The sequence below is a fragment of the Streptomyces sp. NPDC006197 genome (assembly GCF_040613865.1).
Taxonomy (GTDB): domain Bacteria; phylum Actinomycetota; class Actinomycetes; order Streptomycetales; family Streptomycetaceae; genus Streptomyces.
Genome location: NZ_JBEXSZ010000041.1, coordinates 17615 through 30896 on the forward strand (window position 1 = coordinate 17615; position 13282 = coordinate 30896).

Genomic DNA, 13282 nt, shown 5'->3' on the forward strand with positions numbered 1-13282 from the left:
CCAAGCAGTCCTGGCCAGGCCCGGTGGTCACGGCAGCCACAGGTCGTCCTCCTGGGTGAGGTCGTCGAGGATGGACGAGCCGTCGGCGGCCCCAGCCAGGTCCTCGGCTGCGACGAGAAGGTCGTCCTCCTCGTCAGGAGCACTCTCGTCATCGCAGACGACCGCCTCGTACACCCCGGCCAGCCCGAACGAGAGCGTCGGGATGTCCAGTACGTTGGGCTCTCCTGCCGGAACCGGCACGATGTCCGCGCCGGAGGCCCGGGACTTGGCCACTGCCCGCTGCTCGGAACGGGTCAGCTTCTTCCTTCTCGCGGCACGCTTGAGCAGGTCATCCAAGGCCAGAACGAGTTGTTCCTCATGCTCCGCACGCGACCCGGTCCGCTCGGTGACCTTGCAGACGTGTTCCCAGACATGGTGAGTGAACGGCAGGCTGACCGATGTGGCGTAGATCCACGGCACCTCCACGAATCCATCGCCCAGACGCACCCAGATCCGCACCGGGTCGTAAGGGTTGTAGTGCACCTCCCACAGCCCCTCCGCGGACCGAACTCCCGGATCCTGGACCTTCTCCGTGTGCAGGCACGCGTGGTCGTACGTGCGGTAGTCGAACCGGATACCCGCATCGGTGATCGTCCGCCACTGCACCGGCAACAGTTCGACGTAATCGTCGGACCCCAAAGGGACGGGCACGTACCCAGCGACGGGAAGCAGAGCCGCCCACATCTGGTTCGGTGTGAGCGCGCGCCTCGGCATCAACGGGTGCCGCAGCCCGGCATGCGGCCGATGATGCCAGAGCACCAAAAACTCCTCCAACAGCTCCCGCAGCTCGGCTACCGTCCACAGCCGCTCCTGGGCGACCTTCGACCCGCGCTCGGAGACGTTCGACCCTGTGTAGCCGGGAAGGTACTGGCAGAACTGGGAGTTGAACGACCCGAACTGCCGCTCCACATGGCCCTTGGCGGGACCGTTCGCCGGCGGGACGGGCTGCACGCTGATGCCCAGACTCTCGCAAGCAGCCCGCGTCGCAGGAGAGATGAACACCTTGCCCTGGTCGACCACGATCGTCTCAGGCACGATCACCGGACGCGCCACCGCATCCTTCAACCGCTCATCCACACTTACCAGACGCTCATAGGGGATGACCGAAGCAGCCATCGACAGCGAAGCCGGCCAGCCTGGACGCATCACCATCGGCGTCATCATCTGCGCCAGCAGCACAGCAACGTCGGTCAGCTTGCTACCCGACGGACGCAGGACCGCCCAGACGCTTCGGGTTGCCACATCCAGCGCCTTTGTGATCTCCAGCCGCCCCCTCACCCCGTCGTCGAAGACGACCAGGACATCCAGCGGGGAACTGTCCAGCATTACCAGCTCCCCCGGGCGCAGCACCACTGTCGGCTTGAACGGCGGTGCGGGCCGCGCCGCCCGAGCACGCCGACGGCCGACGGTCCCGGCCAGACCCATCTCAGCCTCGAGCGTGTTGAGCAGCTTGTTGAAGGTCGACTGCGGCGGTACCTCCACCGCACCGGATCCGTGCTCCGCGTCCAGCCTCCAGCAGGTCTCGCGTCGCATCCGCGTTTTCCACCCACGTGACCGGGAGCGGGGAGCCTCCACGACCAACAACGCCCGAAGCGCGGCGACCACCTTCGGATCAGCCCGGCTCAGCAGCGTTGATCCGCGCCGCTTAGGAACCAGCCCCCACACGCCGTTGTCGTGGTAGCGCTGACGCCACCTGCGGACTGTAGCCCGGCTTACAGCCGTCCAGCCCTGCCCCGCCAGCTCGTCGGCCTTTGCCTGCTCCCGCTCGGCCAGCGTCGTCGACGCCGGATCGTATTCACGTCTGACCGGGCCCGCACAGTTGGGGACCGGATACCCGGTCTCCACTTCGCGCACATGCCGCTCAACAGCGAAAGCATGTATCCGCTGTTCCTCGCCGACGGTGGACAGCAGTCCCATCTGCGGCGCCCGCAATCGCGGGGCGCCTCCCGGCAGCTCGAAGGCAGGATCGCTCATCAGCGCACCCAGAGAGAAAGCTGCCAGTGATCCGGACCGGCCCTGCTCGGTGAGCCACAGCTGCAGGCCGTCCGTAGCGGTGCCCTCGATCCCGGCCACGGTCCACTTGCGGCCGTCGTACTGGACCGGTGTGCCGAGAGCCATGACGGGCCGGCTCACCGCCCTGCCCCGTTTTCAGAAGTCACAGCCACGGTCCGCTCGTGCAGTGGGACCTCCAACTGCGCGCTCAGGATCTGCCTCCACAGCGCATGAAACACCACAGGCCACACCACGATCGGGTCGCCCAGCGCATGCACTCCCTCCACCAGCGGGGTCGGCCTGCGGAAACACTCCGACACCTCGCCCAGCAGCCTGCCTCCGCATCGGGGATGCCGGTATCCGGCAAGCCAGCGCACATTGGCTTCGACCGCCGGCAACGGCGGCCCCGACAGCCGGTAATGCCAGCCGGCCGCCACCGCAGCAGCCTCGACGTGCGCAGCACGCCGCACAAGCTGCCGCCCGGCTCCCCGCCGCCCCGCGCAATCCATCAGCAAACCGCTGCCATCCGCAAGCCGGGCCATCAAATGAGGGGTGTGGGAGACAACCTCCCCGCGCCTGCCCCGCCACAGCAGCTCCACCGGGCTGCAGGCCACCGCGACGACCTGGGGGTCGAAATCCAGCAGCATCTCCTGGGTACGCATCGCCCCGAAGCCGTAGTGCACCATGCATCGGCTCGTCGCCATCCACACCCAACCAGGCGCGATCCGGCGGCCTTTGAGAGCCGGAAACGCCCGCACCGGCGCGCAGTCCTCCAGCGGCTGTTCGCCGGCGGCCTGCAGCCACGGCATCTGCACCGCCTCGCCGGCATCATTGATGAAGCGCGCCTGGACAAGGCCAGGATCGACATGACGGCGCACAGGGCCCGGCACAACGTCCAGCCCACAGCGAGGATCCTCGCGGTGTCTCACGGTATTCGGCATGCGCATGGAGCGTCCTTAGTGGAGGGGGACTGAACGGGCGGCAGGCGAACGGAACACACCAGAGGCGTGGAGAGCCGCCTGCTCGAACTGACCGCAGACGTCACAGACGAGTGCGGTGGAGACGCGATGAGGTGGAAGGAGAAAAGGGCCGGCGGCCGGCTGGTCACCGGCGACCGCCGACGGATCAGCGGCAGCAGGAAAGACGAGCGCGCCGAAAGCATCAGGTGCTGTGCACCGGGCCGGAACGACGGCCGCAGCGGATCACGCGGACACCAGCGGGGGCAGGCCGCGGTCAGGTTTGCAGGGCAGGCAGCAGGCGCCCCGCCACACCGACGGAGCCGATGATGTCCGGCCGGGGTACCCGCGTTCGAATTCCGGCACAGGATCCCGGCGGCGCGGCGCGGCGTGAAGGGGCGGGACGAAACGCCTGGCTAGCCGACGGCGTCAATCTCGCTCAGGGAGACGACGTTTTTCAGCACGGCCATGTAATGGCCGGGGGGCAGCGCGCGCAGCTCGCTGTGGGTCATCCCCATCAGCACACCCTTGCGCGGCTCATGCGCGGTCGGCTGGGAAGGCAGCGCCGAGACCGACTGCCACTGGTGCACGGAGGCGAGCAGAGCAGAGGAGGCCGACACGGTCAAAGCCGCGTCACGGTGAACCAGGAGCGCCATCACGAGCCAGTCAACGAGATACCGCACGCGCCTGGTGTGCCCAAAACCCTCCCCTCCGATTCGCTCCACGAACTCATCTTGCGTGACAGGCCCGTCGCACAAGATGTCGTACGCCATACGCGCAGGCCACCGGGCAAGGAACAGACCCTGCAGCAACAGCCGGCCCTGGGCGCTGTCCTGCCGCCAGGCCTCGGCGACAGCCCACCCCTCGCGAGTCACCGCGTACGTGCCACGCGAGCCCGCCACCAGACCGACAGACTGCAGGTAGGCCAAGATCCCCCCGAGGGTCTCCACACTGAGTTTGGTGGCACGGGAGATCTCCCTGGAACTGATGCGTCGCTCCTCACTCCCGCTGACCGCCGCCAAGGCGAGGAAGCAATCCCACTGCTTCGGCTGCGCCGCCCGGGGCGGAGGCAGGGCGGATGCGCCGGACCTGGTCGGAATGGCCATGGAAGAGTCTTCATTGTTCAGCGCAGCCACGCGGACGTGGCTCGCGGAACGGGAAGAGACGACGGCAAGAGACATTTTCGCGAGGCCCAATCTGCAACTCGGACGGGTGATGAAACGCGTGCCTGGGCGCCGAGTCTGGCTATAGTGACGGCACGCGCGAGGCCCAACCATGCGCGTCAACAGACGCCGCCGGGCTCTCACACACCGGCGGTGTCTGCGCATGCTCAGGCGTATACGATCAGCTCAGGTCTTCATGACGGTCGGCTCCTGGAAGACATCGGTACGACTCGGCGGCAGGCTCGCCAAACATGTTCGCCCCGGCCGCCCCGGCGATTCCTGCTGAACACCGAGGCCGGTTTCGAGATCGCTGCACCTCACCTGCGCATGTTGGATGATCTGGCGCAGCATCACTTCTCCTGTCCGTCGACGACCAGCGGAACGAGCTCCGGCGCCGACGGCAAAACGCTTCCCATTTCGCCACCCGCTGGGGCGGCACCAGCACCGTTCAGGCACTCACGCGCAGAGTCGGCCGCGGCCATGAGCCGCTCAAGCCACTTGCTCGTCTTGTCCAGAGCGTCACGCGAGTGACGAGCAATGCACACCACCAGTTCCTCGTGCTCCCGCGCTTGCGCGAGTTCGCGCTCGAGCCTCTGCCGGCGGTCTGCCGCCTCAACGGCGACGGCCTGGTCCTCGGCGGCGAGCTGCTCCAGCATCCGCGTCCACTCGGCGACCGTCTCCACGTTCATGGCTTCCTCCTCTCACGGTGATGGCTGTGCCGGCTGCTTCGATGCGACCATAGCGACCGCGTCGCTGCCCTCGCCGCGTGTACGGTCGCCGGTCAACCTCCTGCATACGCAACCGGCCCTTCCCCACAGGCCCACAGCGCAAGATCCGCAGTGCTTCTGGGCATTCCGCATCCCGACACGAACGGATGACTCGCCGTGTATGTACTCATGTTGACCGCGCACCTTGCGCGACCGCAGAGCGCACCCAAGGGCACTCGAACACCGCCGGACGATGAGACCGGATCGGGTCCTCGGCGGCGCTTACAGTTGCCGGCTGCGAGCACGCATCGCTCCGCACCCCACCAGGCTCCTCAGCCGCACCCCCACCCGTGGGGACCTCCTGGGACGTTGGAGACGCGCTCGCCGGCCTGGACCACCTGGTAGGCCCTCTCCAGCAACTTGAACACCTGCTGATCCCCGCCCAGGTCGGGGTGCCAGAGCTTCACCGCGGCCCGGTACATCTCGCTCCACGCCGGCGTGATCGTGTGGGGCTTCTCCGAGAGCTCCGCCAGCAACTGTTTGGCGCGGGGCAGCCCCAGCGGATCGGTCACGCTGATCTGGGCAAACTCTTGCCGGTAGTGGGACACACGCTTCTGACGGCGCAATCGGGCGCGTGCTTGCCTGCGCTGCTGATTGCTCTTCGTCGCCCCACCGCGCTCACGCCAGGCAGCCTGCCGGCAGGACTGTGAGCAGTACACGGGCAGCCGCCCGCCCCGGACAGGACGGTTCCACGACAGCTCGCACTGGGGGCAGGTGAATCGCTGCAGCCTGACGCTCTGATCCGGGGGAATCGAACGAACACGGCGGGCCATCACAGTCTCACTCTCATCTTCAGACCTCTTTGCCCGCTGGGGTACCACCGTTCCCGACGGACTTCGCGCATAGCCGGCGACATGGCGAAGCGCCGCAATTCGTTACGCCGCACCTTGTTCTGCTCGCATCGCCGGCCCGTCCAGCACCGCATGTACCCGCGTCCCGTCGGCGCCCGCCTGTCGTGCCAAACCCTGCTGATTCGTCACGCTCGCACCGCGAGCTGGCACGCTGAGATGCCTTCTGAGCTGCGGTAAAAGCTTCGACATAGTAGGGCTTGAATCGTCACGCCACAGTCATCGCCAAGTCGCAGTTCCCCTGCCGCCGCCACCGTCGTCACCGGGCACCGCGTCCAGACCGCCGCCCTGCCATGAATCGTCGTGCCGCATCCCTTCCAACGATCACCGAAGACGCCTTCCGAGCGGCCCTCCCCAACATCCTGGAAAACCCGGCGCTGTACGACCGGCTCCGACGGGAGGGGGGCAGGAGGGGCCCGGCAAGGTGGTGGAACCCCGCCCGCCTCCGACGCTACAGTGAGTGCGGAAACAGATATCTAATTTCGCATGACACGGTAGCGGGAGGGCAGCATGCTGCTCACGACCGGCCAGGCCGCCGCGGAACTCGGCTGCGCCATCACCACCTTCCGGCGCCTCATACACGCCGGACTCCTACCCGGCCTGTCCCACCGCGGCGTACGCGTCATGGTCCCCCTCCACGCCGTACAGGCACTCAGCGCACGGGCGCCTGCACCCGTCGACCGGCTCAGCGTCAAAGAGCTGGCCGTCCTGCGTGTAGACAGCGCCCGGCGGATCGACGCCCCCGACCGCGCCTGGATCGGCTATGGGGCCGCCCTCGAACCTGATGACCTGCTCAAGTCACTGCGAGGCTGGTGGCGTTGCGACGCAGCCAGCGTGGCGGCTGGGGGGCTGCTGCCGGTAACCCTTTCCGGCTACGTCGTCGCCGTTCTGACCGGCCTGGAGACTTGGGTGAACAACGGCGAAGGACGTCACGCCTTCCCTGACGCCCGCCTTGCCGGCCACGTCACCGACCTCGTCGCACCGCAGATCCATTACACCTCCCCCCGCGACGACGACCGTGAGCTTGCCCAACTGCTTCTAGGCACCCGCCTCGCCTCCCAATCCGGCGGAGCCATCGCCTACATCACCACCCACTCCGCTGACTGATCCGCCCGCAGAAGGAACCGTGATGGACGCACAGAGCTACAACGCCGCGCTCACCGAACTGCGCGCCGTGCGAGATGAGATCAAGAAGACGCGGGCCGCCCTGGAGAAGCTGGAAGCCGACCGCCACCACCGCATCACGAAGCTCGCCTCTTACAGCAAGGCCAAGGCTGAAAGGATCGCCCCGGCCGCAGGGCTGAGCGTGGCGGACATTGTTGCCCTCGCCCCGGAACTGGCCCCCGACACTCTCTCCGCAACCTCGAAAACAGCTCCCGCCCAGACCGCACCCAGCGGCACCAGCGACGCCTCCGGCCGGGCTGCCGCAACCCCCACGCCGCTCTCTGCGCCAGCCGAACCCGAAGGAACCACAGCCATTTCGGCTCCGGCCCCCCGCTCTGTCCCCGCGCCTACCCCCGTGACCGGCTCCACCGCCGCGGCGGCAGACCTCAAGCCGAAACAGCGGCAGCTTCCCTCCATCCCCACCGGCGGCACTGGCGACACGTGGTTCACCCATGCCCGAGACCTGGTCTCAACTCGCCCCAACTTCACCCAGCAAGCCCGCTCCACCGTCTTCCTCGACACCCACACCGGCGTCCTCGTCCACCGCAACCAGACCTACCGCCTCGACCTCGGCGCCGCCACCGCCGCAGACATTCTCACCGCTGTCTTCCGCACCATCCCCGAGGGCGTGGAACGGATCTACATCACCGCCGGTGACCCCTGGCACCGCGAAGCAGACCGCTATCCCTACCTCCGCGACGCCGTAGCCGCCTGGCTGAGCGCCCCCGCTCCCGGCTGGCGTACCGACACCGGCCGCGGCCGTGACCGGATGGCCGGCCACTTTGTCCACGCTCGCAACCCTGTCGGCCGCTACCAGCGCGATGACGGCAGCCAGCATGTCGAAATCCGCTCGGTGGGGGAGTGGTTCGACACTGCCGGGGACGACCCCGCCACCATCCGCGACGCGTTCGTCCTGCTGTGGCAGGCCCTGCGCCACCACTGGCCGGACGCCGTCATCATGGGCTCCCCCTCCCAGACCGGCCGCGACCTGTGGACCCGCACCATCCCCAGCCGCGGACTGCACGCCGATGGCTTCCCCGTCCTGTCCGAAGACCTCCGCGGCCTGCTGCACGCCACCGCCGGACAAGGCCGCAACGAACTCATCACCCCACCCGCGGTGCCTGAGCAGCTGCCCCAGCTCGTTGAATACGACCGCACCTTCGCCTACGCCAAACACACCTGGAAATCCCCGGTCGGCACCCCCCGCCGCATCACCGCCCAGACCTTCGCCTCCTGGACCGAAAAGGACCAGATCCGCGCCCTGTACGGGTGCGGACACTGGCAGGTACGCGTGACCGTCCCCGACACCTGGAACCACGTCGGCCTGCTGCCCGCACCGGCACCGGGCGAGCGCGCATGGCACTACCCCGCGCAGCCCGGCACCACCTTCACTACCTGGGCCGGCGGCCCCGAGATCCACACCGCCCTGACCAACCCCATCGTGCCGTGGAAGGTCGAGATCCTCGACGGCATCCTGTGGGACGATGGCAAACCCCTCGACGAATGGGCCAAGAAACTCAAGGACACCTGGAGCAGCCTCATCGCCCAGGCCCGCATCCACGGCAACGCCCAGCAGGCCCGAGCGGCCCACCTCGCCTCCCGCGCCGTGCGCTCCATCCTGCTCTACGGCATCGGATCCTTCGCCCAACGCCCCCGCATGGTCACCGGCACCACCCCCCGCGCCATGGAACGCGACGTGCCCCCCGACGCGGAGATCATCGCCTTCGACGAGCAGACGATCACCTGGCAGCGCCCCACCGGCTTCTCCCGCGACCCCAACGCCCACCCCGAATGGGCCGCCGCCATCTGGTCCGGAGCCCGCGCCGCCCTGCTCACACAGCGCCACCGTGACGACAACGTCTACGCGGGCGCCCTCCACACCCCGCCGGGCAGCGTCATCGCCTTCCGCACCGACGCCCTCTACCTCACCCAGCCCCAGAACTGGCCCTACCACCAGCAACCCGGCGACTACCTCCTGCGCGGCCACCTCACCAGCCCGGTCACCGCACCCACTACCGAGGAGGAACTTCTCACCCTGCGCGACACCGGCCGCGCCGCCCTCCACCCCGGCCAGGAGCCCTAATGCCCGCGCGCCGCAAGCACCAGGCGACTCCAGAGACACTGAACGAGGCAGCACGCCTGTCCGATCAGCTGCAACAAGCCGGATTCACCAAGCGCGACATTGCCCGCATCATCGACCGCGACCCCTCCCTGGTCTCGCAGTTCTACACAAAGAACAAAGGCGCCGCCTTCGTCCCCGCCCTCCGTGAAGTTCTGGCCGCTGTCGAGGCAGCGGGCATTACCGACCTGCCCGAACTGGCCGCCATCGCAGTGCGGCACACCCAGCGCCGCACCACCACTTCCGGAACCCGCGCCCGGGTACGTACCAAGGCTGTACTCATCACCCCTACCGGATCCGGCACCGGCCGCGTCGGCGCTCAGGCCATCGCCTCCGGATCCTCGCGGCTGCGTCCCCTGATCGCCGAAGCTGCCCGCAGAGGGCTCCGCCTGGCTTTCACCGTCCGCTTGGCCAAGACCTCCTTCCTGCACCCTTCCGGCAGCCGCACCGACTCACCCGGCGTACGCCGTGACGTCATCCAACGCGCCGACCACACCGAAGAACGCTCCTACGGTTCCGCTCAGACGGGCGGATTCGACGCCGTCGACTTCGCAGCCCGCGTGGATGCCGCACACGGAGACGTCACCGCCGCCGTGCACCAGTGGCTGCAAGAAACAGGACGCATCCACCCCGACGCCCAGATCATCCACCTCGAGGTCCGCACCTGGCAGCCACGGCTCAGCAGCCGCTAGAACCTGCCGGCCGATCACGGGTGGCGCGCGTGGGCAGGCCTGTAAGCCCGCGCAGAAGAGAGGGGCTGGGCACGGGAGCGTCCAAGCGCTCAGCGCGCTCACTGGTGGCTGAATATCACCGCCCCGCGCCCCGGGAGAGTCGGACCTGCTTCCTTTCGGCGATACCTTGCCGCGCATCACCCACGAGTCGAAGGTCGGGAGAGTGCGCCGTGTCAGGAACGCCGGAGAACAGTCAAACAGCAGGCCAGAACAGGCCTGAACCCGCCGGAGCGGGCACCGGAAACACCCAACCAAGGCCAGCGCAGCCAAGCCCCAGCAGCTCTCAGGCCCCTCCGGCGCCCTCCGGGCCAAGCTTCGTCGACGACTTGATCGGCTACGCCGTACCGGAGTCGACAGAGCCTGGCAGGGGCAGAAAATGGGGACTCAAGAGGATTGCCGTCACGACCGTTGCCCTTGTCGTCGTCGGGTTCACAAGCACGTACCTTGCATACGAATTCGAGCTCATCACCGCACCCAAGAGAGCGGAGGCGGAAGACAAGGCGGCGGACACGATCGAGTCGAAGAAGGACCCCTTCGCATGGCGCATGAACCCACAGCTCCCGCCCAGCGAACCTTGGGAGTCGTGGGAGATCGACAGGAAACTGACACCGGCCGAAGAAGCCGAACTGCGGGCAATCGACGGTGAAGGAGACAAGGCGGCGGTCTGGAAGCTCGTGCAGCGTTTGGAGGGGCGACGCGTTCGCGGATATGCCGCCTCCTACGACCTCCAGCTCACGAGTGAGCGTGAGCAAACGGTGCTCGTCACGGGCCTGAGCGCCCAGGCCACGAAATGCTGGACACCGAAGGTGAAGACACGGATCTCCGTAGCATCCGGAGGGACAGAGCCGTGGGAGGAGGTGCATTTCGATCTCAAGCCGGATATGACGGTCGCGCCGGCCATGACGTGGGAACGTTCACCAGGTACGCCGGAGTATGAAGCACCAGAGAGTGTCCCGTTCCGCAAAGCGGTATCCCTGAGCAAGACCCAGACTCCCGGCCTCCTGTCGGTCACTCCCTACCTCATGACCTCAAAGGACTGCGAGTGGAAGATTGACCTCGACTTCAACGTGAACTCTGGGGATCCGGAGAAGAAGACGATCTTTGAGGATTCAACAGGAAAGAAGCTCGTTGTGTACGGAATGCGTGCAGGTGGAACCGACGACTGGACATTCGGTAAAGGCGCGGGGTGGATCAAGACACCCGCTGGCGGCATGTGAAGCCGAAGAGGAACAGATGCGGTGATCGCTCATCCAGCCAGGAGACATCAGCCGCCGGCTCCAAGGCCGTCCTCAGTGACGAAGCCGGCGGACCAGCCCCCGGTATGCCTTGCCTGCAGCCGAGTGACGTCGTTGCGGTTCCCGGCGGTCAGGGGCACCGCGAGCGGGATGTTCTGCACGACGACAAGGACGCGCGGTGCCTGCTGCGCGGACGTGCTCGGTCGACCGGGCTGGGACCGCTTTTGGGCCCCGCGCCGTGCGGCCCGGACGTGGCTGGAGTCGCTTCGCCGCCCTCGACCAGTCCAGCCGCTCGGCTGACTGTAGCTTCATCAGCAGGGCGGCGTGGAGACGGTCCCACACGCTGGCCCGTCCCACGAGGCAGGTGGCGCCAGCACGCCAGGCCCGGGCCGAAGCCGAGCTCCTGAAACGGGTGATCCCGCTGGATCCCTGTGCGGAAGGCGAACAGGATCTCGCACAGGGCCTGTTGGCCGGACATCGCGCCTGCCCCGCACCAGCTTCGGTGCCGGCATAGGCAGTAACGACTCGACGAGCAGCCACAGTTCGTCCAAGACGATCCACGGCCGGGAGTTCCTCTTTGCCGCGGACGGACCAACGAGCCTCCAAAGCCGACAGCCACATGACCAGCGGATTCTGTGAGGAGTTCTAAGCGGCGGGCCGACTAGCCCAGACGAGAAGACGGTCGGGGGTGGTGTGGCCTTTCCAGGTGCGGACAGCGGTGCCGGCGAAACCTGTGGAGGTGACAGCGGGGTGGGTGGTGTAGGTGTGGGGGAGAGTGAGCTGGCGTACTTCGGAAAGGGCTGCGGTGTCGGCCTCGAAGACGTAGAGCGAGCTGCCAGTGCTGTCCGCGGCGAGGTGGGGGCCAGGGCGGTCGCTGTATGCGACACGCGTGATGGCGCACGTGTCGGTCAGGGGTGTGCGGAATACCGTATGCAGCCGGTGCAAGCCGTCTGTGGTGAGGGGACTGCTGCTGGGTTCCGAATCCTCGGGTTCCTCAGCGATGTCGGTCTCGGCGTCGGAGGGAGGAAGCGAGCCCGAGATGAGCAGGGCGAGCAGGACGGGGACGGCTTTCCGGTTGAGAGTTTCTGTAGCCGCTTTGAGCCGGTGTGCGCTGGTGGCGGGCATCGACAGGGCGAGGCTCCCGGCTTCTTCACCGGTGCTGGCCGTGACCGCGCCACAGACGATTTTGGGGGCGTACTCGCGTAGGTCGTAGACAGGTTGATTGGGGCCGATTCCGTCGAGGGCATGGTGGAGAAGCTGGTGATCGGTGATGGTGCGGCGGGTCAGTCGGGCGGTGCCGTGCCGGGCGAGGTGGTCGGCCCGTAGCTTGTATGGGAGCTGGGTGAGCAGGGATTTGCCGACAGCGCTGGCATGAGCGGCCACCCGGAAGTCGACCCATTCATTGACGCGGGGAGCAAGCGGCCCATCGGCGAATTGTGTGATAGCGACTTCGCCGTCGACGTATCGGGCAAGGTAGACCGCGGCACCAACGGTGTCACGGGCCAGGTTCAGGGTGTGCTGGAGCTGCAGGGCCAGGCCGCCGGGGGAGGAGAGGCGCTCCAGGGCAGGGCCAGGGCCATAGACACGAGCAGACAGGGCAACGGCAAAGTCCTCCTCGCACAGCATTGCCAGCAGCGGGACGACGACAGAGGCCGGCAGTCCGACCGCTTGGGCGATCTGCCGGCTCTCCGCACCAACCGAATGCTGGGCCAGGAACTTCACGATGTGGTGCGCCAGACGTGCCCTGCCCAGGGCGCCGTTTTTCGTGCCCGCGGAGAAGGCGGCCTCGGCGGCCTCGGCGGCGTCGGGGAACCGCAGCTGGAACACCTTCCAGCTGTGCCTCTCTTCCTTACCGGCTGCCATGTTCACGGGACGGTCATCCGTCGACGAGGGGGAGTCCAGCAACTCACCGGGTTCGGCAGGACGAGGACGGGGCCTGGACGAGTCCGGCCCCAGAATCAGCATCGTCGTTGCTGACAGAGGGACTTTACCCAAGCCGTACAGGCCGGCATCCTCCATCAGCTGCTGCAGCACGGGCCGAGGTACCGCGAACCGCTCAGACAGCCCTGGTAGCACAAAGGTCCGCTCGGCTGGCATCGGTGCGCCCCCCGCACCAGCATGTCCGTCCCGGGACGGCAAAGGCCGCCGCAGAGCAGGGTGCATGGCGGCATACAGATGCTGGTAGCCACGGACATGCGACCGTCCCCGTGCGGTGAGCCGCACTGCGGTGATGTCCCGGAACTGTTGCGCACGCACGAGCGACTCCGG

At 67.4% G+C, this 13282-nt stretch carries 10 protein-coding genes and 1 pseudogene; 4 read left to right on the top strand and 7 right to left on the bottom strand.

Annotated features, from left to right (window positions below):
- Window positions 1-27 precede the first annotated feature (27 nt).
- From ABZ318_RS15535 to ABZ318_RS15560, 6 genes are all read right to left on the bottom strand, one after another.
- A complete protein-coding gene (locus ABZ318_RS15535) occupies window positions 28-2157 on the bottom strand; it encodes a transposase (RefSeq protein ID WP_356902981.1) in 2130 nt (709 codons plus the stop codon).
- An 11-nt stretch (window positions 2158-2168) separates the two neighbouring features.
- Entirely contained in the window at window positions 2169-2978 is an 810-nt protein-coding gene (locus tag ABZ318_RS15540; protein ID WP_356902982.1) for a TnsA-like heteromeric transposase endonuclease subunit, read from the bottom strand.
- A 425-nt stretch (window positions 2979-3403) separates the two neighbouring features.
- Window positions 3404-4123 carry a hypothetical protein gene (locus ABZ318_RS15545; RefSeq protein WP_356902983.1) on the bottom strand — a complete coding sequence of 240 codons (720 nt, stop codon included), beginning with the start codon at window positions 4121-4123 and terminating at the stop codon, window positions 3404-3406.
- A 213-nt stretch (window positions 4124-4336) separates the two neighbouring features.
- The gene (locus ABZ318_RS15550; protein WP_356902984.1) at window positions 4337-4501 is read right to left on the bottom strand and encodes a hypothetical protein; all 165 of its coding nucleotides are present in this window, start codon (window positions 4499-4501) and stop codon (window positions 4337-4339) included.
- Window positions 4501-4839: a hypothetical protein gene (locus tag ABZ318_RS15555; RefSeq protein ID WP_356902985.1), complete on the bottom strand. Its 339-nt coding sequence runs from the start codon at window positions 4837-4839 to the stop codon at window positions 4501-4503. The genes ABZ318_RS15550 and ABZ318_RS15555 overlap by 1 nt, the downstream gene beginning before the upstream one ends.
- Window positions 4840-5189: 350 nt before the next feature.
- Window positions 5190-5429: a hypothetical protein gene (locus ABZ318_RS15560; protein ID WP_356902986.1), complete on the bottom strand. Its 240-nt coding sequence runs from the start codon at window positions 5427-5429 to the stop codon at window positions 5190-5192.
- 846 nt (window positions 5430-6275) lie between these two features.
- Here ABZ318_RS15560 and ABZ318_RS15565 point away from each other — a divergent pair.
- The 4 genes from ABZ318_RS15565 (at window position 6276) to ABZ318_RS15580 (ending at window position 10996) form a co-directional block, all read left to right on the top strand.
- Window positions 6276-6872 carry a helix-turn-helix domain-containing protein gene (locus tag ABZ318_RS15565; RefSeq protein WP_356902987.1) on the top strand — a complete coding sequence of 199 codons (597 nt, stop codon included), beginning with the start codon at window positions 6276-6278 and terminating at the stop codon, window positions 6870-6872.
- 22 nt (window positions 6873-6894) lie between these two features.
- The gene (locus ABZ318_RS15570) at window positions 6895-9012 is read left to right on the top strand and encodes a hypothetical protein (protein WP_356902988.1); all 2118 of its coding nucleotides are present in this window, start codon (window positions 6895-6897) and stop codon (window positions 9010-9012) included.
- Window positions 9012-9740, top strand: a complete 729-nt coding sequence (locus tag ABZ318_RS15575; RefSeq protein ID WP_356902989.1) for a helix-turn-helix domain containing protein — start codon at window positions 9012-9014, stop codon at window positions 9738-9740. The genes ABZ318_RS15570 and ABZ318_RS15575 overlap by 1 nt, the downstream gene beginning before the upstream one ends.
- Before the next feature lie 365 nt (window positions 9741-10105).
- Window positions 10106-10996 carry a hypothetical protein gene (locus ABZ318_RS15580; RefSeq protein WP_356902990.1) on the top strand — a complete coding sequence of 297 codons (891 nt, stop codon included), beginning with the start codon at window positions 10106-10108 and terminating at the stop codon, window positions 10994-10996.
- A 1056-nt stretch (window positions 10997-12052) separates the two neighbouring features.
- Here the strand turns inward: ABZ318_RS15580 and ABZ318_RS15585 are convergent.
- Window positions 12053-12739 (bottom strand): annotated as a pseudogene (locus ABZ318_RS15585) (IclR family transcriptional regulator C-terminal domain-containing protein); the annotation flags it as partial.
- Window positions 12740-13282 lie beyond the last annotated feature (543 nt).

Excerpts from the sequence above, each read along its gene's own strand:
- ABZ318_RS15550 (WP_356902984.1), bottom strand. The coding sequence starts at position 4,501 with ATGCTGCGCCAGATCATCCAACATGCGCAGGTGAGGTGCAGCGATCTC.
- ABZ318_RS15565 (WP_356902987.1), top strand. The coding sequence starts at position 6,276 with ATGCTGCTCACGACCGGCCAGGCCGCCGCGGAACTCGGCTGCGCCATC.
- ABZ318_RS15570 (WP_356902988.1), top strand. The coding sequence starts at position 6,895 with ATGGACGCACAGAGCTACAACGCCGCGCTCACCGAACTGCGCGCCGTG.
- ABZ318_RS15555 (WP_356902985.1), bottom strand. The coding sequence starts at position 4,839 with ATGAACGTGGAGACGGTCGCCGAGTGGACGCGGATGCTGGAGCAGCTC.
- ABZ318_RS15575 (WP_356902989.1), top strand. The coding sequence starts at position 9,012 with ATGCCCGCGCGCCGCAAGCACCAGGCGACTCCAGAGACACTGAACGAG.
- ABZ318_RS15535 (WP_356902981.1), bottom strand. The coding sequence starts at position 2,157 with ATGGCTCTCGGCACACCGGTCCAGTACGACGGCCGCAAGTGGACCGTG.
- ABZ318_RS15540 (WP_356902982.1), bottom strand. The coding sequence starts at position 2,978 with ATGCGCATGCCGAATACCGTGAGACACCGCGAGGATCCTCGCTGTGGG.